The organism is Enterobacter mori (assembly GCF_025244905.1).
Taxonomy (GTDB): domain Bacteria; phylum Pseudomonadota; class Gammaproteobacteria; order Enterobacterales; family Enterobacteriaceae; genus Enterobacter; species Enterobacter mori_A.
Window position 1 is genome coordinate 2,104,161 of the sequence record NZ_CP104285.1, and the last position, 24,543, is coordinate 2,128,703.

The following is a 24,543-nucleotide window of genomic DNA, read 5'->3' on the forward strand; positions in this document are numbered from 1 at the left end:
AGGCGGCTGTTGTGCTGCACAATCCCAGCAAGCAGTTGCCGCTGGCTCTCGCTGCTTACCCAGGATTGCAGCGCCTCTACGTTGATTCGCATCGGCGTGAGGGTAGTTCGCAACTCGTGAGCGGCACCCGCGATGAAAACCCGCTCCCGTTCAGCACTTTTAAGGGAGAGAGAGCGTCCGGCGAGCGTAATGATATTTCATTGACCACTTTGCTCCAGGAACGCATCGCACCGTTCGCACATAGCCGTCGCCAATTTTTCGCCGCAAATTTCCAATATGCACATCGAGCGCATTGCTGAGGTTCTCTTTTGTTGCCGAAGCTCCGTTCTTCCAGAAACCGTCGCGTAATCACGCGGTCCGCGCGCTCACTGGCCGTTAAATCTACGTGGCGCGTACTTACCGTTACGCGACGCGTAGGAACATGAAGCGATAAGCCTCGAATTGCCGCCGCGGGCGTGACGTAGCTGAGGGGAGATGCAGCCGACAGCCCGATTGTGCAATGTAAAACATCGCCCACGGAGAGTTTGAAGGCAACGTATAGTTTTTGATTATGGGATGCGGCGGCCTGTGGTTTTGAGTGTGCGATAACGACGTATAGCTGTTAAATCGAAGATACGTCCTGATGTTCAGCAATTGAATGGCGGAGGTAGCGGGTCGGCGTTGTCCCCGTATATTGACGGAAGAAAACAATAAAGGCACTGTCACTGACAAAATCAAGCTGCTGTGCAACCTGACTTAGCGACCAACCGTCGCACAGCATTTCCATCGCTTTCAGCAGCCTCCACTGTTGCCTCCAGCTCTGATAACTCATTCCCGTATCCCGGATGAATATGCGGCTTATGGTGCGTTCACATGCACCGATCTTTTGGACTAACTCTCCCAGTCGTGGGGGTAATTCCCCCTTGCGGACCTTGTCCAACCAGGTGCTCAGGCGACTATCTGAGGGAAACCGCAACGTCCAGTTTTCGCTTTGGGCATTTATAATTTCTTCACAAAAAACAGTAATTAGACTTCTTTGCTGTTCTTCGCTCATTCCCCATTGCCAAAATGCCATCCGCTCGATCACCTCAAAGAACAGTGAATTAACTTCAACGATCTGCAGGGGTAATGCCGATAGCGGTAAAGTATCTGAAAAGTAGAGAGAACGATAGGCCATCGCACCATTCATAATGGCACGGTGAACCGTGCCGGCTGGAATCCAGGCAGCACGCCGGGGCGGAAGCAGGCAAAGGGTATTATCCAGCTCAATGGTGATACTTCCCGCTGCCGAAAAAAGCAACTGATGACGAAGGTGGCTATGCATCCCTGAATCATGTACACCCATATCACATGCAATTCCGATAACCAACTCATCGAACTTATCCGGATCGAAAGAATCTTCTGGGTTTATCTTCATGCTGTGTCCGATTTTAAATATATACAGTCCTTATAATGATAATGCGACAAGAAAATTTCCACAATAATAGCCGCATGTTCTCCTTATTTAATGATGAATGTTATGAATACCTATAAACAGCCACCGTTGTGGCTACTAACATTACTGATTATGTTTCCCCAACTGGTGGAAACCCTATACAGCCCAGCACTGCCAGACATTGCCCGTGCTTTTCAGGTAGGCAGTGACCGTGCTGCGCAGACACTTTCAGTCTATTTTGTCGCGTTTGCCGTTGGCGTTGCGCTCTGGGGCGAGTTAAGCGACCGTATTGGTCGTCGACCAGCGATGATGGCCGGACTACTGTGCTACGGTGCCGGTTCCGCACTGGCGCTTGTTGCAACAGACTTTAGTGTTTTGCTCCTGGCTCGCATGGTGGCGGCCATGGGGGCAGCTGCCGGGTCCGTTGTCGTGCAGACCATGCTACGGGATAGTTACGTATCGACGGCGTTAGCCCGCGTCTTTTCCGTTATGGGAGCGGCGCTGGCAATAAGCCCGGTATTCGGTCTGGTAAGTGGAGGCTGGCTGGTTAGCCTGTACGGACATACCGGCGTGTTTGTCGCGTTGGTGACACTGGCGCTAGTGCTGCTGACACTGACCGCATTCTTGCTGCCTGAAACTCGGTCGGAATATACTTCCAGCGCCCGGTTTGGCGGGCTGGTTAACCGAATGGTGGGTGATGGAAAGCTATGGAAAAATGCAATGCTTGTTGCACTGCTCAATACTATGCTTTTCAGTTACTACAGCCTTGCACCGTTTCTTTTCGGGCAATTGGGATGGAGTCCCAGGGCATTCGGATGGACGGGCATTTTACTGGCTTTAGCTTCTCTGTCGGGCAGCCTCTGGAACCGGAAACTACTGTCTATCGGTTTATCACCAGCGCAACTGGTGAAGAATGCCTGTCTTCTGGCCCTGTTGTCTGGTATCGCTGCATGGATATTACAGCAATCTGTATGGATTCTTTTGCCGATGGCCGGGATTGTGGTTGCCTATGGCATCGCGATTCCAAACGTGCTGAGCCAGGCCCTGAGCCAGTATCGTGAACAGGCAGGGGCAGCCGGAGCGCTGTTTGGATTAGTTTACTATTTGCTGCTGGGAGCGATGCTGGGACTTGCCGGTATCGTGCAGCAACTGGGATTAGTTCTGACCGCTTGTGCGGTGACAGCATGGCTTTGCAGCTTATCACGCCAGTAAGGCTGCTGGCCTTAATATTGACCCGGGAACCTGTTACAGAATGGGTTCCCGGTCCGATATTGAATAGTTTACAACTGCTGCAGGCGCTCTCATAGCTGGCAGCAGCAGCACCCATGTCAACCCAGGAAGTGTTGTCACTTACTCTATCCAGGGGACAGGTTCACCAATATATGTGTGTGTGCAGCAGCGGCAAGTTGCCTCCACGTCCTTTCCCGTAATTGAAGGATTTACCTGTTGCAGAATTCCATTCTCATCAGCAAACAGACCTGGATAAAAACAACTTTCGCCAATGATTCAAAGCATTATCATAGTGCTAACCACGCATGTCGAAACCGGATTTTTGAAAATCTCTATAAATTTCTGGATTGCTGAAGGCCGGGAATTGGGCTTTATGCGCTGCTGATTCTATCGCTTCGCAATAGGCTTTATTGCCGTTGCTGGTTGAGATCTTTAAAGGGGTGCCATCCTGAGCAAATTCAATGTGCAATCTGCATTTTTTCCCTTTCCACTTTTGCGGCTCTTCAAGTTTGGCGTTTATTGCCGCCCTGATTGCCCGCGCTTGCGCCCCCCATTCATCCTGATCATCCCAGCGTCCAGAACTGCAACTACCCGTTGCCGTGGTCTTATGGCAGCCGGAAGGATGTAACGGCGCACATCCCGCGGTCAGGTTCACCAGTATGGCCAACATAGCGATTTTCTTTACTGTTTCAGACATTCCCATTTCTAACCCCGCAATCCATTTAAACGTCAGTCATGTTGGAATATTCTTCCGTAATTCCTGACCGCTTTTCAACTACCAATAACCAGTTACACCGTCAGCGGCCTCAGGCCGGAGCATTTGAAAACCAGAGCCGCACAGAGAAGTGTGCCAACATTACGTGAATCATTCCCCATCCGGAGAATAACGTGTTCGGAAAGCTTTTATTAAACTACATGCCAGGGTTACAGAATTTGCTAGCCTACGATAAAAGCTGGCTAAAAGATGATGTTAAAGCCGGGTTATCCGTTGCGGCTGTAGCGCTACCCGTTGCTATTGCTTATGCTGAGTTAGCGGGTGTAGGGGCAATCGTAGGCCTGTATTCTTGCGTTTTACCGATGATCGCTTATGCGCTGTTTGGTTCTTCACGTCAGCTTATTGTTGGCCCTGATGCAACGACCTGCGCGGTGATTGCGGCCGTCGTGTTTCCTCTTTCTGCAGGGAATCCCGAACTGCACTGGCAACTGACCATCATCATGACATTGATGATGGGCGGGTGGTGCCTGCTTGCCAGTAAATTTCGCCTGGGTGCACTTGCCGATCTGCTTTCTCATCCCATTCTTACAGGGTTGCTTAATGGCGTAGCCGTGACGATCATTGTCGGCCAATTAGGCAAAGTCTTGGGGATCAAGCTTGATGAGGCGGAGGTTATTGAGAAAATAATGGCCCTGCCAGGACGACTTCCAGACAGCCATTTATTAACCGTAGGGATATCACTTTTAACGTTAATTATTTTAATGGTTATTAAAACGTATCGCAGCAACTGGCCTGCACCGTTGATTGCGATTGTGATAACAACATTTCTGGCGTGGGGAATATCTGCACAACATTTCGGTATTGCCACGATTGGGGGCGACGGGTTTCAGTCTGGTTTACCCATCGTTAACTGGGGAACATTCCAGCCCGGCCCGATGCGTGATTTAGTGATCCCTGCGCTGAACCTGGCTTTGGTCAGTTTTGTCAGTTTGATGCTGACCGCCCGCAGTTTCGCCGCGAAAAATGGCTATGAAATCAATGCTGATGCAGAGTTCCGGGCACTGGGTATCGCAAACCTCATGTCGGGATTATCTCAGGGTTTTGCTATCAGTGGAGCCGATTCTCGAACCGCGGTAAATGATTCCGTTGGTGGGAAAAGTCAGCTGGTTTCCATAGTCGCTGCCTTACTCATTGGTATCGTAGTGATATTTTTCACTCAGCCATTACAATTTATTCCCGTATCTGCATTAGGTGTCGTTCTAATGTATGCATCCTGGTCACTGATTGACTTACGGGGTTTATGGAACCTGAGGCGAAGAAATAAACAGGCATTTCGCCTGGCCTTTTTCACGTTTGGCTGTGTTTTAATTATCGGCGTTATCCAGGGGATCGGCCTTGCGGTGTTGCTTGGCCTGTTACAGTTTCTTCGTACCGTATTTCGTCCCTCTGAGCACCTGCTGGGTACTGACGAAAATGGAATGATCCACTCATTAGGAAACACTAACGATATTAAAATGGTCCCGGGCGTGCTGATGTATCGATTTAACTCACCCTTGACCTATTTTAATGTGGCTTATTTCAAACGTCGGGTATTGAACTTAGTTGATGGCGCAGCATTACAACCCAAATGGGTGGTCATCGATGCCGTTGCTTGTTTCACCTATTCAGACATCAGTGTCCTGGCAACCATTAATGAGTTAAAGCGTGACCTGAAAGGTCGCAAGATTACGTTAATCCTTGCGGGCAGGAAAACGGAGTTAACACGCTGGTTTAAAGACAGTCGGCCAACAATGAATGATGATGACATGATAATGGCGCCAGACCTCTATCTGGCACTTCGGTTCATTCAAAGCAAAGAGAGTGCGAGTGAATCAGGTGGAGAGGCATAAACCAAAGCCAGGTTAAAGGCTTGCCCGCCACCCGCGAGCAAGCCACACCCCTTAGCGATACAGCGTCTTTTCCGCAACGGGAACAAGCAATGCAGAACGCCAGTCCGCGAGCGTCAGCTGCGCGAGTTGACCCAGTGCGGTATAAAACGGATGCCCGGCGTTGTCGACAAACACCGACAGGAAGCGGGTGCTCCACGTCAGCAGGTGCCACGCCAGAAGCCGATCGCACTCCGCTTCGCGGCCATTCTCGGCCAGCCACGCCGCCAGCAGCAGCAAGGTGCCGAAATGATCTTCCGGTTCATTTTGCTGCATCTCAAAAGCGATATTATTCTCACGCAACCACTGGCGCAGCGCGAGGGTTGAGTCGCCAAACAGCACGGATTCGCGGTCCAGCCAGACGGAACCCCACGGCGGTGCGGGCAGGGCATAAGGGCCAATAAACAGCCGTTGCCACGCCTCCGTCAGCGGCTCATCGGCAGACGCGGCAAAGGTGTCAGCTACAGGCTGCAACATTTCCGGCGGCAGGGGCCAGTCCTGAATCCATTCGCCAGCGGTAAGCGCCCGCACCAGCGGCGCAGCCTGCTCGCTGTCAGGAGAATAATAAAACAGTGCGCCCAATACCCGGGCGCTAAACGCGAACGATTCACGTGGTGAGACGTCTTTCATTACAACCTTCCTTTCTCGCGCGGAAGATGTCCGCGCGACTGTGTTAACCCATAATACTGACCAAAGAATAAACCATGGTCTCGCGTTTCACCCTCTACACCTTCTCGATCTGAACCAGGTTGGTGTGCTGCGGGTTACCTTTTGCCAATGGTGACGGGCGGTGTGTGGTCAGGGTGTTGATGCACGAACCGTGGTCGATACGATCGCCACTCATATTGGCATCGTGCCACGCTCCCTGGCCCATGGCGCTCACGCCGGGCATGATGCGGGGCGTCACTTTCGCTTCGATTCTCACCTCACCGCGATCGTTAAAGACGCGCACTTTATCGCCATTCTTAATGCCGCGTTTTTCGGCATCGACAGGATTAAGCCAGACTTCCTGACGGCAGGCGGCTTTCAGCACATCAACGTTGCCGTAGCTGGAGTGGGTACGGGCTTTAAAGTGGAAGCCGAACAGCTGAAGTGGGAACTGCGCGCGCTCGGGGGCATCCCATCCGTCAAAGGTCGATGCGTAGACGGGAAGGGGGCTGATGGTCTCATCCTTTTCCAGCTCCCAGGTGGTCGCGATCTCCGCGAGTTTGCTGGAGTAGATTTCAATCTTGCCCGATGGCGTTTTCAGCGGATTGGCCTCCGGGTTTTCGCGGAATTTTTTATAGGCCACAAAGTGTCCGTTCGGATCTTTGCGCTTATAAATGCCCATTTTTTTCAGCTCATCATAGGACGGAAGCTTGGGGTCTTTCTCGAGCATTTTGGCATACAGGAACTGCAGCCACTGTTCCTGCGTCCGTCCTTCGGTGAATTTCTGATGGATATCCGGTCCGAGGCGTTTTGCCACTTCGCTCATGATCCAGTAGATAGGCTTACGCTCAAACTTCGGCGCCGTCACGGGCTGGAGGAAAATCAGGTAGCCCATGTTGCCTGCATAATCATTAGGAATAATGTCTTCCTGCTCGACGGTCATCAGGTCCGGCAACACGATATCGGCGTACTTCGCTGACGAGGTCATGAAGTTGTCGATGACGACAATCATTTCGCACTTGCTTTCGTCTTGCAGGATCTCGTGAGTTTTATTGATATCAGAGTGCTGGTTAATAATGGTGTTGCCCGCATAGTTCCAGATGAACTTAATTGGCACGTCCAGCTTATCCTTACCGCGCACGCCGTCGCGCAGGGCGGTCATCTCCGGCCCGCGGGCGATGGCGTCCGTCCAGCTGAAGCAGGAGATTTGCGTTTTGACCGGGTTTTCCGGGAGCGGCATACGTTCAATGGTGATGGTGTAGGTTGACTCACGCGCGCCGCTGTTCCCGCCGTTAACCCCCACGTTACCGGTGAGGATCGGTAGCATCGCGATGGCGCGGGATGTCAGCTCGCCGTTCGCCTGGCGCTGTGGTCCCCAGCCCTGACAGATATAGGCCGGTTTTGCGGAGCCGATTTCGCGGGCAAGCTTAACGATGCGATCCGCTGGAATGCCGGTGATGCGGGAGGCCCACTCAGGGGTTTTCGCCGTGTGGTCATCACCCTGGCCGAGAATATACGCTTTGTAGTGAGCGTTAGCGGGCGCGCCTTCCGGCAGCGTTTTTTCATCATAGCCGACGCAATATTTATCCAGGAACGGCTGGTCCACCAGGTTTTCGTCGATCAATACCCACGCGATGCCCGCAACCAGGGCGGCATCGGTGCCCGGACGAATAGGGATCCACTCGTCTTCACGTCCGGCGGCGGTGTCCGTGTAGCGCGGATCGATGACGATCATGCGCGCGTTGGAGCGCTCGCGAGCCTGCTCCAGATAATACGTAATCCCACCGCCGCTCATGCGCGTTTCCGCCGGGTTATTGCCGAACATCACCACCAGCCTGGTGTTTTCAATATCCGAGGTGCTGTTCCCGTCGTTGCTGCCGTAGGTATAAGGCATCGCGCAGGCGATTTGCGCCGTGCTGTAGGTGCCGTAGTGGCTCAGAAAGCCGCCGTAGCAGTTCATCAGGCGCGCCACCAGCGAAGCGTAAGGAGAGGAGCGGGTGATATTGCCGCCGACGATGCCGGAAGAGTAGTTGATGTAAACCGCTTCGTTACCGTATCTGGAGACCACGTCTTTCAGGCTGGCGGTGATGGTGTTCAGGGCTTCATCCCATGTGATGCGCTCAAACTTGCCTTCACCGCGTTTGCCTACACGTTTCATCGGGTAGTTCAGACGATCGGGGTGATTGATACGACGGCGGATAGAGCGTCCGCGCAGGCAGGCACGTACCTGATGGTTTCCGTAAATATCCTCGCCGGTGTTGTCCGTTTCAACCCAGTAAACTTCATCGTCGCGGACGTGCAGGCGCAGTGCGCAGCGGCTGCCGCAGTTGACCGAACAGGCTCCCCACACCACTTTATCTTCCGCAGGCTGGACGGCGTTTTGCACTGCAGCAGCGGCAGTTTTCAAACCAAACGGTAGTGAGAGTCCACCCGCGGCAAGCGCCAGAGAACCCATCGCTGTAGATTTAACAAGAGTTCGGCGGCTAATACCGCCGTGATGATCGACCTCAGACATGGCTCACCCCAACATTGAGATTACGTATTATTTTTACCCGTGATTACAACCGGGCTAATGATGGGGTGAGTGTTACTTATTTTGAGGTACTAAATGTTAATCCTTATCAAATCAATGGACATAGAGCGGGAAGTTACTGTGGTTCACTCGGTGCATTGTCCTGGCTGCCAGCGGCAGCGCCACTTCCTGTGCGGGTGTATAAAATTTTAAAGGTGTCGTTGGCACAATGACCCACCACCTGCGCGTCCGGCTGGTCCGCCTGATCGTTTGGCACAATATTTAGCGTAAAGCCTGACTCAGGTACACCGTTGTTAACGATCTTTTGCTGAATGTCGCTTTTGACGCGCTCGCAGGAATCTGGCGCGGCCATGGCGGTCGTCGAGGCACTCACTAACAGCAGGGCGGTAATCCAGGTTAACCGTTTCATCTGTTGCTCCTTTTCTCTGTGTAGATGTTAAGCATAGCAGGGTAATGGTAAGCTTTTGTTTTTAAGCTCATCTTTCTGAATTGTCCTGGTACCAGGCCAACATCACAGAATGAATTGCGAATATTTATGCTGATTCTCAACCAGATAGGAAGGCATAGTGCGTGTTGACACTTCCTGTTTGACCAGTTTTCGGTCACGTCCCCAGATATCTTCTGCGTTGCTGATCACCTTCATAATATGTGCCGGGTTATTGAATTCCGGCAGATCGTATTCAGTATGGGAAATGGTCGACATCTTCTCGGAAATTCTTTCAGGGGTCATCACCCATGAAAAATGCCAGCCGCCATCTCGCACAATCTTATTATTGATTTTTAACCAGTTCCATTTAAACCATGACCAGTTTTTATCTTTGCGGGCACGCTTCCAGTTTCTGAACGATTCAGGCTCACCCTGGAAGAAATGCTTAAGGTTGTAATATGACGTAGCGCGAGGTAGTGTGCATTTTCTCGGCGTATCATCCATGTTGTGAACCTGCAGATTGAACTGATAGTTGAACACATTTTGATGAATAGTGGTGCAGAGAGCTTTCGGATTAATAGCCCGAATCGTTTCTGGGGAGAATATTTCGTCAACGTCTGATATCAAAATCAGATCGTCATCCGCTGCTTCTTTTAATCCATTCATAATGGAGTTGCGCAGTGCTGCTTCATTTGCCCATGCGTCAACCTGGCTATTATCCACTCTATTTAAAATAGGCTGTGCATCGAAAGGCACATAAATGATTTTGTCTTTGAATTTGGCAAATTTCGTAATATCGAAATGTAAGCTGCGCGGAATGCCCGTAAACGAGTGCGTGGCTTCAACAATGACAAAACGGTCAACGACATCAGCAAGAGTATGTAATCTGATGTCGAGCAGCATATCTTCGTCATAGTATAAAAAACAATCGTAAATCATGATGTTAACCCAAAATTTTTAAGAATTTGATTTTGTAATATTATTGATACTGCTGGCCCAAAGTAGTCACTTTGACAAGCCTCGTCAATGCTAACGCGTGATTTATCGAGGGCGAAGAGACAAATGATCTGCTGTTATGTAAGTTGCTGTATTTGCTAATATGATCTTATCTCTCTCAGAACGGTAACAAATGTGAAGAACTACGCAGCGATAACGCTACTGGCAGCAACTCTCGTGGGGTGCGACAACAACTCCGCGCCGCTGTCATATACGCCTGAGATGGCGAGCTTTTCTAATGAATTCGATTTCGACCCGCTGCGCGGTCCGGTGAAAGACTTTACCCAGACGCTGTTTAACGACAAGGGGGAGGTGTCCAAGCGCGTGACCGGTACCCTGTCGACAGAAGGGTGCTTTGATACGCTGGAACTGCACGATCTTGAGAACAACACCGGCGTGGCGCTGGTGCTGGATGCGAATTACTACCTGGATGCCGAAACCCAGCAGCAGAAGGTTAAGCTGCAGGGGAAATGTCAGTTGGCGGAATTACCCTCTGCCGGGGTAACGTGGGAGACCGACGATAATGGATTCGTAGTCGCGGCCCACGGTAAAGAGATGGAAGTAAAGTACCGCTATGATGCGGATGGCTATCCGCTGGGCAAAACCACCGTCTCTGGGGATCAGCACTTATCGGTACAGTCGACACCGTCGAAGGATCTGCGCAAAAGAATGGATTTCTCGGCCGTGAGTTTGTTGAATGACAAGCCGCTCGGCAATGTGAAGCAAAGCTGCGACTACGATAGACATAACAATCCGGTGAGTTGCGATCTGACGATCACCGATGACAGCGTTAAGCCCGCCGTTGAGCGCAAGTTCACCATTCAGAACAGCATCGACTACTACTGAGCGGTCAGACCGCTGACAGCGTGCATTTTGTGCGTTTCGCCCGGCGGCGCTACGCTTGCACGGGCCTACAATGAAACGTGCAATCTATTGATATTTTTGCACAATGTAGGCCGGGTAAGCATAGCGCCACCCGGCAAGAAAGACAGCTCAACTGCCTATAACAGGGTTTATCATTAATCTCATTGCGCGGTAGGTTTCAGCAGGCTGGCGCCTGACGGTTTATGTCCGGCCAGGTGCTGGTGTTGGAAGATGCACATACGGATGGTGTTGCGGTATTCGCCGTTGATAAAGAACTCGTGAATCAGTTCACCTTCCACCATAAAGCCCAGCTTGCGGTAGATATGGATCGCTTTCTCGTTCTCTTTATCCACGATGAGATAAAGCTTGTAGAGGTTCAGGACGTTGAACCCGTAATCCATCGCCAGCTTTGCCGCCCGTGAGGCAAGACCTTTCCCCTGGTGCTCAGGCGAAATGATGATCTGGAACTCCGCCCGGCGGTGAACGTGGTTGATTTCCACCAGCTCGACCAGACCGGCTTTTTCACCTTCACACTCCACCACAAAACGGCGTTCGCTCTGATCGTGAATGTGCTTATCGTATAGATCCGACAGCTCGACGAAGGCCTCGTAAGGCTCTTCGAACCAGTAGCGCATCACGCTGGCATTGTTGTCGAGCTGGTGGACGAAACGGAGATCTTCACGCTCCAGCGGACGAAGCTTAATGTCATACAGTGCAGGCATCAGGGTGCAACCGTGCGGCCAGTACGGCGATCCAGGCAGCGCAAGGTGTTTGGCTCCCAGTAGGCATTGACGTTGGCACTTTGCTGGCACTTATCGCGCGCGTCGAAAGCGACATCTTCTTTGTCCCACTCTTTCTCCACACGTGTGTTGACCTTCTGGCGAAGGCTGCGTGTGTCATTCCATTGTTCTTTGTCCATCGCCGCGTTCTGACGGCTTTGTGCGCTATCGCCGGATTCAATAACCAGCTTGCTGGTTTCGGCGGTAGCCGTCGCGGTGAAAGCAAGCGTTGACAGCGCCAGCGCGGCGGTCAGACAAAGGCGTTTGCTTAATGTAGTCATAGCGTTTCCTTTTTAATGGGGGCAGATAATCACGTAACCCTGTTCAGATTCTACACCAAAGCGAGATGACGTCATACCCGCGTGACCGGCCGGTCAACGTGAACGTTATCATCAGGTATGATGGTTAAATAAATCCTCACATTAAGAGAAATATGATCAAAACCACGCTGGTTTTTTTTGCCACCGCGCTCTGCGAAATCATCGGTTGCTTCTTGCCCTGGCTTTGGCTGAAGAAGGGGGCATCCGTGTTGCTGCTCATCCCCGCGGGTGTTGCGCTGGCGCTTTTCGTCTGGCTGTTAACGCTGCATCCGGCTGCGAGCGGACGCGTCTACGCCGCGTACGGCGGTGTTTATGTCTGTACTGCGTTGCTGTGGCTTCGCGTAGTGGATGGGGTCAAGCTCAGCGTCTACGACTGGGCCGGTGCCCTGGTTGCGCTCTGTGGGATGCTGATCATCGTGGCGGGATGGGGGCGAACCTGAGCGCCCTGTTTTTGTGATCTCTCGCTGATATTATAATCAATATACTTGTATGGTAGTTGCGTAATTGCGTAAATTTCCTGCATCACAACATGCGATGTAAGGAAAGGAATTATGAAGATTGTCGGGGCTGAAGTCTTTGTCACCTGCCCAGGGCGTAACTTTGTCACCCTCAAAATCACCACTGACGAGGGGATCGTGGGTCTTGGCGACGCCACCCTGAACGGACGCGAACTCTCAGTGGCGTCTTATTTGAAAGATCATCTGTGTCCGCAGCTGATTGGCCGCGATGCGCACCGCATCGAAGACATCTGGCAGTTTTTCTATAAAGGTGCTTACTGGCGTCGCGGCCCGGTCACCATGTCGGCCATCTCCGCTGTTGATATGGCGCTTTGGGATATCAAAGCGAAAGCGGCCAACATGCCGCTCTATCAGCTGCTGGGCGGCGCATCCCGTGAAGGGGTGATGGTCTACTGCCACACCACCGGGCACACCATTGACGACGTGCTGGAAGATTACGCCCGTCATAAAGAGATGGGCTTTAAGGCGATCCGCGTGCAGTGCGGCGTGCCGGGCATGAAAACCACCTACGGCATGTCCAAAGTGAAGGGCCTTGCCTACGAACCTGCCACCAAGGGCGACTGGCCAGAAGAGCAGCTCTGGTCCACGGAGAAATACCTCGATTTCACACCAAAGCTGTTCGACGCGGTGCGCAGTCAATTCGGTTTCAACGAACATCTCCTGCACGACATGCACCATCGCCTGACGCCAATCGAAGCGGCGCGCTTCGGCAAAAGCATTGAAGAGTTCCGCATGTTCTGGATGGAAGACCCAACGCCTGCGGAAAATCAGGAATGCTTCCGCCTGATCCGCCAGCATACCGTCACGCCTATCGCAGTGGGTGAGGTGTTCAACAGCATCTGGGATTGTAAGCAGCTGATAGAAGAGCAGCTTATTGACTATATCCGCACCACAATCACTCATGCGGGCGGGATCACCGGGATGCGCCGCATTGCAGATTTCGCCTCGCTCTACCAGGTACGTACCGGCTCGCACGGACCGTCCGATCTGTCGCCAATATGTCACGCCGCCGCGCTGCATTTCGATCTGTGGGTGCCGAATTTCGGCGTGCAGGAATACATGGGCTACTCCGAGCAGATGCTGGACGTCTTCCCGCACAGCTGGCGCTTTGATAACGGCTATATGCATCCGGGCGACAAGCCAGGGCTGGGCATTGAGTTTGATGAAAAACTGGCCGCGAAATACCCCTATGACCCGGCCTATCTGCCGGTGGCCCGTCTTGAAGACGGCACCCTGTGGAACTGGTAACCGAGGAGCAACTGATGAAAAGCGTAGTGATTCAACAGCCGAACCAACTGGTGATTGAAGAGCGGCCACGCCCGGAGCCAGGCGCAGGGGAAGTCCGCGTCAAAATCATGCTGGCGGGGATTTGCGGTTCAGACAGCCATATCTATCGTGGACATAATCCGTTCGCGAAATATCCGCGCGTGATCGGCCACGAGTTCTTCGGTGTGGTTGACGCTGTGGGCGAGGGCATCGACAGCGCACGACTGGGTCAGCGCGTTTCGGTTGATCCGGTGATCAGTTGCGGACACTGCTACCCGTGTTCCGTCGGGAAACCGAACGTCTGCACCTCGCTGGTGGTATTGGGCGTCCATCGCGACGGGGGCTTCAGCGAATATGCGGCAGTGCCCGCTAAAAATGCCTGGCCCATCCCGGATGCGATCCCGGATAAACACGCCGTCATGGTTGAACCCTTCACCATTGCCGCCAACGTGACGGGGCAGGCAAAACCCACGGAACAGGACGTGGCGCTGATTTATGGCGCGGGCCCGATGGGGCTGGTCACCGTGCAGGCGCTGAAGGGTGTTTATAAGGTGAAGCAGGTTATCGTCGTCGACCGCATAGAAGAGCGGCTGGCAATGGCCCAGCGCAGCGGCGCGGACTGGGTCTTTAACAACGGCGAACAGTCGTTGCAGGCCGCGCTGGACGAAAAGGGTATCAAACCGACGTTAATCATTGATGCTGCCTGTCATCCGGCGATTTTACAGGAAGCCGTTACCCTGGCCTCTCCGGCGGCGCGTATTGTGCTGATGGGCTTCTCCAGCGAGCCGAGCCAGGTTGCGCAGCAGGGCATCACCGGCAAAGAGCTGGCGATCTTCTCCTCACGCCTCAATGCCAACAAATTCCCGGTCGTCATCGACTGGCTGAAGAAGGGGCTGATCGACCCGGAAAAACTGATCACCCATACCTTTGACTATCACCATGTAACAGACGCCATTGAACTGTTTGAGAAAGACCAGCGGCAGTGCTGCAAAGTCTTGCTCACGTTCGGCCAATAATCATATACGCGGTTAAGAGCCTGCGCAGACAGGCTCTATGTGGTACGCATCTTACCTTTCAGAGATAGCCATTATGACGCAAGCACAACCTCAAAGAACCACCTCCGATCTGGTGAAAGCCGCCGTTTCCGGTTGGCTGGGCACCGCGCTGGAGTTTATGGATTTCCAGCTTTATTCGCTGGGTGCCGCCCTGGTATTCCACGAAATCTTCTTCCCGGAACAGTCTGCCGCGATGGCGCTGATTCTGGCGATGGGGACCTACGGCGCGGGCTATATCGCGCGTATCGTCGGGGCTTTCATCTTCGGCAGAATGGGTGACAGCATCGGCCGTAAAAAGGTGCTGTTCATTACCATCACCATGATGGGGATCTGCACCACGCTGATTGGCGTCCTGCCGACCTACGCGCAGATTGGGATTTTCGCGCCGGTCCTGCTGGTGACGCTGCGCATTATTCAGGGGCTGGGCGCTGGCGCGGAGATATCTGGCGCTGGCACGATGCTCGCGGAGTACGCTCCGAAGGGGAAACGCGGCATTATCTCCTCGCTGGTGGCGATGGGGACCAACTGCGGAACGCTGAGCGCAACGGCTATCTGGGCTGTCATGTTCTTTGCCCTCGACCGTGAAGAACTTGTCGCCTGGGGCTGGCGCGTACCCTTCCTCGCCAGCGTCGTGGTGATGATCTTCGCCATCTGGCTGCGTATGAATCTCAAAGAAAGCCCGGTCTTTGAGAAAGTGAACGACGCAGAAACTGTCGCTCCGGCGGCTGCCCAGGAAACCTCCCTGGGCGCGATGTTCAAAAGCAAATCCTTCTGGCTGGCAACCGGGCTGCGCTTCGGGCAGGCGGGTAACTCGGGTCTGATCCAGACGTTCCTGGCGGGCTATCTGGTACAGACGCTGCTGTTCGATAAGGCAATTCCCACCGATGCACTGATGATTAGCTCTGTCCTCGGGTTCATCACCATACCTCTGTTGGGCTGGCTGTCTGACAAGGTAGGGCGTCGGCTGCCGTACATCATCGTTAACACCTCAGCCATTCTCCTGGCTTACCCCATGCTGTCGATTATCGTCGATAAGAGCTACGCGCCGGGGACGATCATGCTTTCCATTATTGTCATTCATAATATTTCGGTACTGGGGCTGTTCGCGCTGGAAAACATCACCATGGCTGAGATGTTTGGCTCACGTAATCGCTTTACCCGCATGGCTATCTCCAAAGAGGCGGGCGGGCTGGTGGCGGTGGGCTTTGGTCCGGTACTGGCGGGGATCTTCTGTAACATGACCGGATCCTGGTGGCCGATTGTCGCCATGCTGGTTGCCTATTCCGTGATTGGGCTGGTCTCGGCAATCCTGATGCCGGAAGTGCGTGACCGTGATTTGAGCGCGGCAGAAGATGCGGCGGAAGCGCCGCGGCACGAATCAGTTGGCTATGGCGCACTCTCGTCACGACGCTAATGGTTTATATCCTGAGTGACTTATCACATAACTTTTCGAACGTGTCACACCACATGGACAAAAGTTAATATAAATCAATATCTGAAATTGAAGTATCAGTATGGTTGATGGCAGTTATTTTTTTACCCCAACTGCCATTCTAGTTGGTGTAGTCAGCAGGCGCTGCCGCTTCGAAAGGAGAGCGGCAGCGGATCGCAGCTTTCATTAATTAACGAGTCTCAATCATGGAAAACCGGTTATTACAGGCGAAAGCGACGCTGCCTCAGTACGATCGCGGCAGCCTCAAGGCGCGCATTGTTCATTTAGGGTTTGGCGCATTTCACCGTGCGCATCAGGCCGTTTATACCGATATTCTTGCGGCTGAACACGGCAGCGACTGGGGATACTGCGAAGTGAATCTGATTGGTGGCGAACAGCAAATTGCCGATCTCAATGCGCAGGATAACCTCTACACCGTCGCGGAGATGTCTGCCGATGCATGGACATCGCGCGTCGTCGGCGTGGTCAAAAAAGCACTGCACGCGCAGGTTGATGGGCTGGAAACCGTGCTGGCGGCGATGTGTGAACCTCAGGTCGCGATTGTCTCCCTGACCATCACCGAGAAAGGATACTGCCACTCCCCGGCGACCGGACAACTGATGCTCGATCATCCGTTAATCGTCGCTGACCTGGAAAACCCGCTTCAGCCGAAATCTGCCCCTGGCGTCGTGGTTGAAGCACTGGCGCGTCGTAAAGCGGCAGGTTTGCCTGCTTTCAGCGTAATGTCCTGCGATAACATGCCGGAGAATGGTCACGTCATGCGTAACGTAACCTGCGCCTACGCGCGTGCCGTAGACGGCGAACTGGCGGACTGGATAGAAGCTAACGTCACCTTCCCGTCAACGATGGTGGATCGCATTGTGCCTGCAGTAACCGCCGATACGTTGGATAAAATCGAGCAGCTGACCGGCGTGCGCGATCCGGCGGGCGTGGCCTGCGAGCCGTTCCGCCAGTGGGTTATCGAAGATAACTTTGTAGCTGGGCGTCCGCAGTGGGAAAAAGCAGGTGCCGAGCTGGTTGCAGATGTCATCCCGTTCGAAGAGATGAAGCTGCGTATGCTCAACGGCAGCCACTCGTTCCTGGCCTATCTCGGCTATCTGGCAGGGTATCAGCACATCACCGACTGCATGGAAGATGAAAACTACCGCGCAGCCGCGCACGCGCTGATGCTAAAAGAGCAGGCTCCCACGCTAAAAGTGAAAGGTGTCGATTTAGGCCACTATGCTGACCTGCTGATTGCGCGCTACAGCAACCCGGCACTGCGTCACCGCACCTGGCAGATCGCGATGGACGGCAGCCAGAAGCTCCCGCAACGTATGCTGGACTCCGTGCGCTGGCATCTGGTGCACCGGAAGCCTTTCCCGCTGCTGGCGCTGGGCGTGGCTGGCTGGATGCGTTACGTTGGCGGTGTGGACGAGCAGGGTGATGCCATTGAGGTGAGCGACCCGCAGCTGGCGGTGATTCAGGCGGCAGTAAAGGGAAGCGCAGAGGGGCAAAGTCGCGTTAAGGCGCTGCTGGGCATTGAAGCCATTTTTGGAAACGAACTTCCGCAGGATGCCGTGTTTGTGAATGCGGTGATGGAGGCCTATCAGACGCTGCTGCAGAAAGGGGCAAAAGCCACAGTGGCACAGTACGCGGTTCAACCGTAATTTATTTCATGCCGCCGCTGGCGGCGGCATGAACCTGCACGTTTAGTGCATTCCCAGACGAATCAGTTCGATCGGTTCGTACCTACCTTCACTTCCTTCCACTTCAACCGTTTTGCTGCGTCGCACCTGCGCAGCGTCCAGCCCCTCGCTGTGAATCGCTTTAATCACGCCGGTGCGGCCGGTGCCGCTAATCATGACCCGGCTGCCGGTGGTAATGGCGTTACGGTTACGGTCGTATGTCATCATGGTATTTTCTCCTCTCTTACTCTTCGCAACGGCGCTATTTTACCTTCTGCCGTTCACGGGCATTATTAATACGCCTCTCGCCGCCTACATTATTTGCTTTTGATCAAGGTCACACTTTTTTTATCCTGTGTGTAGCCCGTTGACGGTTCCGGACGGTAATTTACAAAGGCGACAATTATTTTCCTTAATGGATAATTTCACCCTGCAAGCGTTGAGGGTTTGTTTATATTGCCAATGGCACTCTTGAGTCAGGAAATAATCCTCTCATCGGAATAAGGAGTCAGGCTTATGTACAAGAAAATATTGATGCCTGTAGATGTGTTTGAAATGGACTTGAGCGATAAAGCGGTTCGCCACGCGGCCAACCTGGCAAAAGCCGAAGGCGCGTCGATTACCCTGGTCAACATTCTGCCTAACAGCAGCCGCTCGCTGCTGCGCGGGTTCAACGCGGACATAAAGAAGTTTGAAGAGTATATGACCGCAGAGTCTGAGAAAAAAATGACGGCGTTAAAGCGGCTCTTCGATATTTCGCCGAATGATATTCACTGTAAAGTGTGCTTTGGCAACGTACGTGATGAAATTATCAAGCTCAGCAAAGAAGGAGGGTATGACGTTATTGTCATCGGGTCGAAAAACCCAAGCATCACAACCCATCTGCTGGGGTCAAATGCGGAGTCTATTCTACGCTACGCCACGATTCCGGTATTAGTCGTTCGCTAATCACATCGCCGCACCCGAAAGGTGGCGGCGAATATTACTCTTCGCTAAACCACTCGCTATTTTCCTGCCGAATGAGCTGTACCGATTCGCTAATTTCCTGCAGATGCAGCGTCATCGCGTTTTCCACGCCGTCCGCGTCGCGCTTTTGCAGCGCGCTGAAAATATCATGGTGCTGGCGGAGCAGCATTTCCGGCGGGGAGACATGGTCAAGGCTCATGTAGCGCACGCGGTCGATGGTGGCTTTGATGTTTTCGATGGTATCCCACGCCAGCTGACAATCCGCAATTTGCGCCAGTCTCTGATGAAACTCGTCATCAAGCTGGAAGAAGTCGTTGAGCTGCTTACGGTCAATCGCAATACGTTGCTGATGGAGGTTTTGCTCCAACAGGTAACACTGGTTGTCATCGATAAGCGCTGCGGCGCGACGTGCCACTGCGCACTCAATAGCCTGTCGGACGAAACAGCCATTACGGACTTGTGAAAGGGAAATCTTATTCACATAGCTGCCGCGCTGGGGGCGGATCTGAATCAGGCCATTTTCAGCAAGTTTGATAAACGCCTCGCGCACCGGCTGACGGGAAACGTCAAAACGCACCGAGACCTCTTTTTCAGAGAGCGGCGTTCCCGGCGGGATCAGGCAGTGGACGATATCGCGTCGTAAAATACGATAAATTTGCTGGTTAACGGGCTGGGTAGGATTGAGTTGCGATTCAGCGGCCATGGGTTGTGATTTCTCAGAGAGTTAACCTGAACATACTACCATTCTTTTGCCAGCCATCACATACCCGGCCCGCAGGCCGGGAAGGGCGTAATTAGCCTCTATGGACGCTAAGTCCGGCAAAGCTCTGGCTGACTGGCATCATTTCAACGGTGTTGATGTTGACGTGTTTTGGCAGCGTCGCCACCCACCAGACGGTTTCAGTAATGTCTTCTGGCGTCAGGGCATTGGCGTTTTCGTAAGTTTTGTCCGCTTTCGCGTCATCGCCTTTAAAACGCACGTTCGAGAACTCGGTCCCACCCACCAGACCTGGCTCGATATCGGTGACGCGAATGGCGGTGCCGTGCAGGTCGGTGCGCAGGTTAAGGCTGAACTGACGCACAAACGCTTTCGTCGCGCCATAGACGTTGCCGCCCGCGTAAGGCCAGCTCCCGGCAGTCGAGCCGATGTTGATGATGTGACCGCGGTTGCGCTCGACCATACCCGGCAGCACGGCGCGGGTCATATACACCAGCCCTTTGTTGTTGGTGTCGATCATGTTTTCCCAGTCTTCAACGCTGGCTTTGTGGGCGGGCTCCATGCCCAGCGCCAGACCGGCATTGTTAACCAGCACGTCGATGGCGCGCCATTCTGCTGGCAGATTAGCAATCATCTCTTCAATAGCCGCGCGGTTACGCACGTCCAGCTGTGCGGTCAGGATGCTGTCGCCTAATTCGTCTTTCAGCTCCTGCAGGCGCTCCTGACGGCGACCGGTCGCAATCACCTTGTGTCCGTTGGCGACGAAGCGACGCGTGATGCTTTCACCAAAACCCGCTGTCGCCCCGGTAACTAAAATAATCATCTCACTGTTCCTCAACGCTTTTTGTGTTGTATTAACATAGCACGCTCTAAGGCGCGCCGTTAAGGCAACATTTGTATGACGTCATTGCAGACCGGGGCTGCCTGTCCTACTCTGGGGAGATATACCGTTCTCAGGAGTGAAAGATGTCGGCCAATAACCCTTTTTTTGACATTAGCCTGTTGCCTTATCAGGCGCCGCGTTTTGATGAGATTAACGATAGCCATTATCGCCCGGCATTCGATGAAGCGCTTCGCCAGAAGCGAGCGGACATTGCTGCCATTGTTGCCCAGACCGCTGCGCCAGACTTCACTAACACCGTGCTGGCGCTGGAGAAAAGCGGCGCCATGCTCTCCCGCGTCAACAGCGTATTCTTCGCCTTGGCCTCCGCGCACACCAATGCGTACCTGCAGGCGCTGGAGGAGCAGTTCTCTACCGAACTTGCCGCGCTGGCGAACGATATCTGGTTGAGTGAGACCCTTTTCGCCCGCGTGGAGAGCGTCTGGCAGGATCGTGCTGCGCTGGACGCTGAATCTCGTCGTCTGGTCGAGGAGACGTACCAGCGGTTTATTCTGGCCGGTGCGCGCCTGAATGAAACGGAAAAAGCCGAGCTGAAGGCGCTGAATACCGAGGCGGCCTCCCTGACCAGCCAGTTTAATCAGCGCCTGCTGGCTGCCAATAAAGCGGGTGGGCTGGTGGTGGATTACGCGCATCAGCTTGAGGGACTTAGCGCAGATGAGATCGCTACTGCCGCGCAGGCCGCCGCGGAGAAGGGGCTAAACGATCGCTGGCTCATCCCGCTTCTGAACACCACTCAGCAACCCGCGCTATCAGCGCTGCGCAATCGTCAGACGCGCGAAAACCTGTTTAACGCTGGCTGGACGCGCACCCAGAAAGGGGATGAAAACGACACTCGCGAGCTGATCCTCCGTTTGACGACGCTGCGCGCCCGACAGGCCCGGCTGCTGGGGTTCAAGGATTACGCCAGCTGGAGCACTGCCGACCAGATGGCGAAAACGCCCGACGCCGCACTGGCCTTTATGCGCGGAATAGTGCCAGCCGCGCGTGCGCGTGCAGAGCGCGAGCAGGCCGATATTCAGAACGTGATTGATGACGAGCAGGGTGGTTTCGCCGTGCAGGCCTGGGACTGGGCATTTTATGCCGAGCGCGTGCGCCTCGGGAAATACGCGCTGGATGAATCGCAAATCAAGCCGTACTTTGCACTGAACACCGTACTGCACGACGGCGTGTTCTGGGCCACCAGCCAGCTGTTTGGCATCCGTTTTGTCGAGCGTTTTGATATTCCTGTTTATCATCCCGACGTGCGGGTGTGGGAGATTTTCGACCACTCCGGTGAAGGCATGGCGCTGTTCTACGGTGATTTCTTCGCCCGCGATTCCAAGCAGGGTGGGGCATGGATGGGGAATTTCGTCGAGCAATCCTTCGAGTTTGCTTCCCGTCCGGTTATCTACAACGTCTGTAACTACCAAAAACCGGCGAATGGCGGTATCGCGCTTCTCTCCTGGGATGATGTGATAACCCTGTTCCACGAATTTGGTCATACCCTGCACGGACTCTTTGCCAGCCAGCGCTACGCCACGCTCTCCGGGACAAATACCCCGCGTGATTTCGTCGAGTTCCCGTCGCAGATCAACGAGCACTGGGCCAGCCATCCGCAGGTCTTTGCCCACTATGCGCGTCACTATGAAACCAATGAGCCGATGCCGGACGCGCTGCGCGATAAAATGCTTACTGCGACCCAGTTCAATAAAGGGTACGACATGACGGAACTGCTGAGTGCGGCACTGTTGGACATGAACTGGCACGGGATTAGCGAAGCCGTTTCGAGCGTTGACGCTTTTGAAGCGGAAGCGTTGAAAAAAGAGGGGCTGGACCTGCCCGCCGTCCCGCCGCGCTACCGCAGCAGCTATTTTGCGCATATCTTCGGCGGCGGCTACGCTGCAGGCTATTACGCTTATTTGTGGACGCAAATGCTGGCGGACGATGGCTATCAGTGGTTTGTTGAGCAGGGTGGTTTGACTCGCGAAAACGGACAGAAATTCCGCGAGGCGATTTTGTCGCGCGGGAACAGCACTGATTTAGCTGAACTTTATCGCCAGTGGCGTGGGCACGATCCGAGGATTGAACCGATGCTGGAAAATCGCGGGTTGAGCGAATAGCGTCAGTCTCGTCAGAAAAAAACCGGGCTTCTCGCCCGGTTTTTGTTATCCGCTATCCGTTCGTATCCATAAATGTAAACGCCGCTTTCTATCTTACGACCAGGACAGGGCATTTCGCATGCCGCACCACTGCCGCAGCGTTCGAACCCAACAGATACGTCGATATGTCAGGTTTGTGGGAGGCGATGATAATCAGATCTGCGCCGATCGTCTCAGCGAGCTTAAGGATCTGATCCTTTGGGGACCCCGTGACGGCATGCGTCTGTATTTTGTCTGCAGGGATTTTGAATTGTTTAACGATTTCATCCAGTTTCGCTAAGGCCGCGTGCTGAAACTCTTTCATCTTCGGCATTTCTACGGAGTAGGCCAAACCTAATGATGAATAATACGGAAGCGATGGAATAACAGTAAGAAAGTGAACCTTAGCTGTGTTAAGTGCGGTATGTGCCTGAACGAAGGGGATAACCATGTTTGTCAGGCTATCCTCAGAAATGTCAATTGGAACTAAAATTGAGTTATACATTTGTCCCTCCTGAGTGTTTTTCACACAATTCAGGTTAGACCGTTAATTTCAGGAAAACAGCGAGCAAGCTGTCATAATGGGTACAAATTTCGGTTATGTGATATTCGTGCAGTCGAACATGACTGTGATCTCCTCAATGTGGCGTGACGACGAACGTTTCACGAAAAGGGGCATCCTGGGATGAATCTCTCTGCCTCACGGTCTGTTTTCAGCAAAACGGCAAAGCCTCAACCGGGCGCAAGGCCCGGTATCTGGTTCATATTGCGTGACAGCTTACGGATGCCATAATTTTATTTCCGCCAATATTACCCATAATCAGCTCAAGTAATTTCCGGTATTCCTCACGGGTCATTACCTCGGCCCGTATTTCGGTTTTTCCTTCTGCTTGCGCCGCATCGCAATAAATGGCTTTCAGGCTTAACGTCAACTCTTTCGCCATGTTGACAATATTCTGCCGTACCGCATCTTCATGCTCGTCATTACAGGTGATTTTAAGGACATAACATTTTTCGCCTTCATGGAGCGCGGGCAGTTGATTAATCCGCTGCGCAGCTTCGCGAAGCAAGATGTTGGCGCACAGAATAATCACGCTGGCCATGCCGGCATTCCAGAATTGGCCTAAGCCGCATAACACGCCAATTCCGGCCGAACACCACAGCGTCGCGGCGGTATTAAGACCCCGAATATTCATTCCTTCGCGCATAATAACGCCTGCGCCAAGAAAGCCGATGCCGGACACTATCTGCGCTGCAATACGGCCCGGACTATCGGGGGAGGTCGATACTGAACTTAAAATAAACACGGCCGCGCCCGTGGCAACCAGTGCATTGGTACGAAGCCCGGCCATACGCTGGCGCCACTGTCTTTCCGCGCCGATAATTGCGCCCAGCAGCATCGCTGCGAGCAGATGAGAGATATAAGGGAACATCAGCCTGTCGCCTGTTAACATGATTAAACGATAAGCGTCAGCGCTTCACTAAGCACAGTATGACGCCGTTAAAACGCAAAGCATGTCAGCGCGAGGGTGGTGGAAAGAGTGAATGATTAAACATGAACATCGCGTTGCTCCACAAATTTGGTTGTTCTGAATGTTATGGATGCAATCACGTCAAGAGGATTGCTGCCCACCGTTAAGGTAAGCAGCGAGAAAATCGCGTCAGCTTACCTTCGTATCGACGATAAAATAACTTTCCAACGAAGGACTCCTGAGAAAATTTATTGCCAGTATAGTCAGGGCCGATAATGAGTAAAGTGAAAAAACAACGTCCGTTATGAATTGTTTAAGTTCGAAAGGAATGTTTTTAATACGTCATCTGATTTTCTAAAATACCCGATATAATGCATTTCTTTTTTTACAGGCGATAACAGACAAAGGCAGGAAGCATGTCTCTTCGTTCGCTGCGGACGTTATGCCTGACACGTTTTTTCATTGCGGATGTTCGCGATGGCCTGGAGCCTTTTCTCGGTATTTTTCTGACCGAACGCCACTGGACCGCGCCGGGTGAGGCATAGCCCCACCCGGCGAA

General features: G+C 53.2%; 24 protein-coding genes and 2 pseudogenes. 11 read left to right on the top strand and 15 right to left on the bottom strand.

Translation table 11 applies throughout. The features are described from left to right. Window positions 1-2 precede the first annotated feature (2 nt). The 3 genes and pseudogenes from N2K86_RS10065 to N2K86_RS10080 all read right to left on the bottom strand — a co-directional run. Window positions 3-229: pseudogene (locus N2K86_RS10065) on the bottom strand (histidine kinase dimerization/phospho-acceptor domain-containing protein); the annotation flags it as partial. Further along, window positions 220-451, bottom strand: a pseudogene (locus N2K86_RS10070) (winged helix-turn-helix domain-containing protein); the annotation flags it as partial. The pseudogenes N2K86_RS10065 and N2K86_RS10070, both read right to left, overlap by 10 nt. Before the next feature lie 150 nt (window positions 452-601). Further along, on the bottom strand, window positions 602-1,396 hold the full coding sequence (locus N2K86_RS10080; RefSeq protein ID WP_260661377.1) for an AraC family transcriptional regulator: 795 nt from the start codon (window positions 1,394-1,396) through the stop codon (window positions 602-604). A gap of 102 nt (window positions 1,397-1,498) precedes the next feature. On the opposite strand from N2K86_RS10080, the gene N2K86_RS10085 reads away from it, so the two are divergent. After that, a complete protein-coding gene (locus N2K86_RS10085; protein ID WP_260661378.1) occupies window positions 1,499-2,626 on the top strand; it encodes an MFS transporter in 1,128 nt (375 codons plus the stop codon). A gap of 313 nt (window positions 2,627-2,939) precedes the next feature. On the opposite strand, the gene N2K86_RS10090 is transcribed toward N2K86_RS10085, so the two are convergent. After that, entirely contained in the window at window positions 2,940-3,347 is a 408-nt protein-coding gene (locus N2K86_RS10090) for a cell envelope integrity TolA C-terminal domain-containing protein (RefSeq protein ID WP_260661379.1), read from the bottom strand. Between the two features lie 185 nt (window positions 3,348-3,532). Between N2K86_RS10090 and N2K86_RS10095 the strand changes: the two genes are divergently transcribed. Then, window positions 3,533-5,248, top strand: coding sequence for a SulP family inorganic anion transporter (locus tag N2K86_RS10095; RefSeq protein WP_260661380.1), 1,716 nt, complete (start codon window positions 3,533-3,535; stop codon window positions 5,246-5,248). 51 nt (window positions 5,249-5,299) lie between these two features. On the opposite strand, the gene dmsD is transcribed toward N2K86_RS10095, so the two are convergent. The 4 genes from dmsD to N2K86_RS10115 all read right to left on the bottom strand — a co-directional run bounded on the left by dmsD (window position 5,300) and on the right by N2K86_RS10115 (window position 9,831). Continuing rightward, window positions 5,300-5,914 (bottom strand): Tat proofreading chaperone DmsD, encoded by a 615-nt coding sequence (gene dmsD / locus N2K86_RS10100; protein WP_260661381.1) that lies wholly within the window; start codon window positions 5,912-5,914, stop codon window positions 5,300-5,302. Window positions 5,915-6,008: 94 nt separating this feature from the next. Further along, the gene (gene ynfE / locus N2K86_RS10105; protein ID WP_260661382.1) at window positions 6,009-8,447 is read right to left on the bottom strand and encodes a selenate/tellurate reductase subunit YnfE; all 2,439 of its coding nucleotides are present in this window, start codon (window positions 8,445-8,447) and stop codon (window positions 6,009-6,011) included. 133 nt (window positions 8,448-8,580) lie between these two features. Beyond that, window positions 8,581-8,874: a DUF1161 domain-containing protein gene (locus N2K86_RS10110; protein WP_260661383.1), complete on the bottom strand. Its 294-nt coding sequence runs from the start codon at window positions 8,872-8,874 to the stop codon at window positions 8,581-8,583. Window positions 8,875-8,976: 102 nt separating this feature from the next. After that, a complete protein-coding gene (locus N2K86_RS10115; protein WP_260661384.1) occupies window positions 8,977-9,831 on the bottom strand; it encodes a benzoate transporter in 855 nt (284 codons plus the stop codon). 192 nt (window positions 9,832-10,023) lie between these two features. On the opposite strand from N2K86_RS10115, the gene N2K86_RS10120 reads away from it, so the two are divergent. After that, window positions 10,024-10,734, top strand: coding sequence for a YnfC family lipoprotein (locus N2K86_RS10120; protein ID WP_260661385.1), 711 nt, complete (start codon window positions 10,024-10,026; stop codon window positions 10,732-10,734). A 179-nt stretch (window positions 10,735-10,913) separates the two neighbouring features. Here the strand turns inward: N2K86_RS10120 and speG are convergent, their stop codons facing one another. Together speG and N2K86_RS10130 are read right to left on the bottom strand one after the other, a co-directional pair. After that, window positions 10,914-11,474 carry a spermidine N1-acetyltransferase gene (speG, locus tag N2K86_RS10125; protein ID WP_042714685.1) on the bottom strand — a complete coding sequence of 187 codons (561 nt, stop codon included), beginning with the start codon at window positions 11,472-11,474 and terminating at the stop codon, window positions 10,914-10,916. Further along, a complete protein-coding gene (locus N2K86_RS10130; RefSeq protein ID WP_260661386.1) occupies window positions 11,474-11,812 on the bottom strand; it encodes a DUF1283 family protein in 339 nt (112 codons plus the stop codon). The genes speG and N2K86_RS10130 overlap by 1 nt, the downstream gene beginning before the upstream one ends. 152 nt (window positions 11,813-11,964) lie before the next feature. Between N2K86_RS10130 and N2K86_RS10135 the strand changes: the two genes are divergently transcribed. The 5 genes from N2K86_RS10135 (at window position 11,965) to N2K86_RS10155 (ending at window position 17,792) form a co-directional block, all read left to right on the top strand. Continuing rightward, the gene (locus tag N2K86_RS10135) at window positions 11,965-12,291 is read left to right on the top strand and encodes a YnfA family protein (RefSeq protein ID WP_260661387.1); all 327 of its coding nucleotides are present in this window, start codon (window positions 11,965-11,967) and stop codon (window positions 12,289-12,291) included. A gap of 111 nt (window positions 12,292-12,402) precedes the next feature. After that, window positions 12,403-13,617: a D-mannonate dehydratase ManD gene (gene manD / locus N2K86_RS10140; RefSeq protein ID WP_260661388.1), complete on the top strand. Its 1,215-nt coding sequence runs from the start codon at window positions 12,403-12,405 to the stop codon at window positions 13,615-13,617. A gap of 14 nt (window positions 13,618-13,631) precedes the next feature. After that, window positions 13,632-14,651, top strand: a complete 1,020-nt coding sequence (locus N2K86_RS10145; RefSeq protein ID WP_260661389.1) for a Zn-dependent oxidoreductase — start codon at window positions 13,632-13,634, stop codon at window positions 14,649-14,651. Between the two features lie 73 nt (window positions 14,652-14,724). Then, on the top strand, window positions 14,725-16,104 hold the full coding sequence (locus N2K86_RS10150; protein WP_260661390.1) for an MFS transporter: 1,380 nt from the start codon (window positions 14,725-14,727) through the stop codon (window positions 16,102-16,104). 224 nt (window positions 16,105-16,328) lie between these two features. Continuing rightward, window positions 16,329-17,792 (top strand): mannitol dehydrogenase family protein, encoded by a 1,464-nt coding sequence (locus N2K86_RS10155; RefSeq protein WP_260661391.1) that lies wholly within the window; start codon window positions 16,329-16,331, stop codon window positions 17,790-17,792. 42 nt (window positions 17,793-17,834) lie between these two features. On the opposite strand, the gene ydfZ is transcribed toward N2K86_RS10155, so the two are convergent. After that, the gene (ydfZ, locus tag N2K86_RS10160; RefSeq protein ID WP_010430680.1) at window positions 17,835-18,038 is read right to left on the bottom strand and encodes a putative selenium delivery protein YdfZ; all 204 of its coding nucleotides are present in this window, start codon (window positions 18,036-18,038) and stop codon (window positions 17,835-17,837) included. A gap of 288 nt (window positions 18,039-18,326) precedes the next feature. Between ydfZ and N2K86_RS10165 the strand changes: the two genes are divergently transcribed. After that, a complete protein-coding gene (locus N2K86_RS10165; protein WP_260661392.1) occupies window positions 18,327-18,758 on the top strand; it encodes a universal stress protein in 432 nt (143 codons plus the stop codon). 34 nt (window positions 18,759-18,792) lie between these two features. Here the strand turns inward: N2K86_RS10165 and N2K86_RS10170 are convergent, their stop codons facing one another. Both N2K86_RS10170 and ydfG read right to left on the bottom strand, forming a co-directional pair. Then, complete coding sequence (locus N2K86_RS10170; protein WP_260661393.1) at window positions 18,793-19,479, bottom strand: GntR family transcriptional regulator; 687 nt, start codon at window positions 19,477-19,479, stop codon at window positions 18,793-18,795. A gap of 91 nt (window positions 19,480-19,570) precedes the next feature. Continuing rightward, on the bottom strand, window positions 19,571-20,317 hold the full coding sequence (ydfG, locus tag N2K86_RS10175) for a bifunctional NADP-dependent 3-hydroxy acid dehydrogenase/3-hydroxypropionate dehydrogenase YdfG (protein ID WP_211445753.1): 747 nt from the start codon (window positions 20,315-20,317) through the stop codon (window positions 19,571-19,573). 143 nt (window positions 20,318-20,460) lie between these two features. Between ydfG and dcp the strand changes: the two genes are divergently transcribed. After that, window positions 20,461-22,494 (top strand): peptidyl-dipeptidase Dcp, encoded by a 2,034-nt coding sequence (gene dcp / locus N2K86_RS10180; RefSeq protein ID WP_260661395.1) that lies wholly within the window; start codon window positions 20,461-20,463, stop codon window positions 22,492-22,494. Window positions 22,495-22,582: 88 nt separating this feature from the next. Here dcp and uspF read toward each other — a convergent pair whose 3' ends face one another. Both uspF and N2K86_RS10190 read right to left on the bottom strand, forming a co-directional pair. Further along, the gene (gene uspF, locus N2K86_RS10185) at window positions 22,583-23,017 is read right to left on the bottom strand and encodes a universal stress protein UspF (RefSeq protein ID WP_260661396.1); all 435 of its coding nucleotides are present in this window, start codon (window positions 23,015-23,017) and stop codon (window positions 22,583-22,585) included. A gap of 256 nt (window positions 23,018-23,273) precedes the next feature. Beyond that, window positions 23,274-23,945, bottom strand: coding sequence for an MgtC family protein (locus N2K86_RS10190; protein WP_260661397.1), 672 nt, complete (start codon window positions 23,943-23,945; stop codon window positions 23,274-23,276). Between the two features lie 455 nt (window positions 23,946-24,400). On the opposite strand from N2K86_RS10190, the gene N2K86_RS10195 reads away from it, so the two are divergent. Further along, complete coding sequence (locus N2K86_RS10195) at window positions 24,401-24,529, top strand: hypothetical protein (RefSeq protein ID WP_260661755.1); 129 nt, start codon at window positions 24,401-24,403, stop codon at window positions 24,527-24,529. Window positions 24,530-24,543: the final 14 nt, after the last annotated feature.

Coding starts and splice junctions, on each gene's coding strand:
- N2K86_RS10080 (WP_260661377.1), bottom strand. CDS start 1,396: ATGAAGATAAACCCAGAAGATTCTTTCGATCCGGATAAGTTCGATGAG.
- N2K86_RS10085 (WP_260661378.1), top strand. CDS start 1,499: ATGAATACCTATAAACAGCCACCGTTGTGGCTACTAACATTACTGATT.
- N2K86_RS10090 (WP_260661379.1), bottom strand. CDS start 3,347: ATGGGAATGTCTGAAACAGTAAAGAAAATCGCTATGTTGGCCATACTG.
- dmsD (WP_260661381.1), bottom strand. CDS start 5,914: ATGAAAGACGTCTCACCACGTGAATCGTTCGCGTTTAGCGCCCGGGTA.
- ynfE (WP_260661382.1), bottom strand. CDS start 8,447: ATGTCTGAGGTCGATCATCACGGCGGTATTAGCCGCCGAACTCTTGTT.
- N2K86_RS10110 (WP_260661383.1), bottom strand. CDS start 8,874: ATGAAACGGTTAACCTGGATTACCGCCCTGCTGTTAGTGAGTGCCTCG.
- N2K86_RS10115 (WP_260661384.1), bottom strand. CDS start 9,831: ATGATTTACGATTGTTTTTTATACTATGACGAAGATATGCTGCTCGAC.
- speG (WP_042714685.1), bottom strand. CDS start 11,474: ATGCCTGCACTGTATGACATTAAGCTTCGTCCGCTGGAGCGTGAAGAT.
- N2K86_RS10130 (WP_260661386.1), bottom strand. CDS start 11,812: ATGACTACATTAAGCAAACGCCTTTGTCTGACCGCCGCGCTGGCGCTG.
- N2K86_RS10135 (WP_260661387.1), top strand. CDS start 11,965: ATGATCAAAACCACGCTGGTTTTTTTTGCCACCGCGCTCTGCGAAATC.
- manD (WP_260661388.1), top strand. CDS start 12,403: ATGAAGATTGTCGGGGCTGAAGTCTTTGTCACCTGCCCAGGGCGTAAC.
- N2K86_RS10145 (WP_260661389.1), top strand. CDS start 13,632: ATGAAAAGCGTAGTGATTCAACAGCCGAACCAACTGGTGATTGAAGAG.
- N2K86_RS10150 (WP_260661390.1), top strand. CDS start 14,725: ATGACGCAAGCACAACCTCAAAGAACCACCTCCGATCTGGTGAAAGCC.
- N2K86_RS10155 (WP_260661391.1), top strand. CDS start 16,329: ATGGAAAACCGGTTATTACAGGCGAAAGCGACGCTGCCTCAGTACGAT.
- ydfZ (WP_010430680.1), bottom strand. CDS start 18,038: ATGATGACATACGACCGTAACCGTAACGCCATTACCACCGGCAGCCGG.
- N2K86_RS10165 (WP_260661392.1), top strand. CDS start 18,327: ATGTACAAGAAAATATTGATGCCTGTAGATGTGTTTGAAATGGACTTG.
- N2K86_RS10170 (WP_260661393.1), bottom strand. CDS start 19,479: ATGGCCGCTGAATCGCAACTCAATCCTACCCAGCCCGTTAACCAGCAA.
- ydfG (WP_211445753.1), bottom strand. CDS start 20,317: ATGATTATTTTAGTTACCGGGGCGACAGCGGGTTTTGGTGAAAGCATC.
- dcp (WP_260661395.1), top strand. CDS start 20,461: ATGTCGGCCAATAACCCTTTTTTTGACATTAGCCTGTTGCCTTATCAG.
- uspF (WP_260661396.1), bottom strand. CDS start 23,017: ATGTATAACTCAATTTTAGTTCCAATTGACATTTCTGAGGATAGCCTG.
- N2K86_RS10190 (WP_260661397.1), bottom strand. CDS start 23,945: ATGTTCCCTTATATCTCTCATCTGCTCGCAGCGATGCTGCTGGGCGCA.
- N2K86_RS10195 (WP_260661755.1), top strand. CDS start 24,401: ATGTCTCTTCGTTCGCTGCGGACGTTATGCCTGACACGTTTTTTCATT.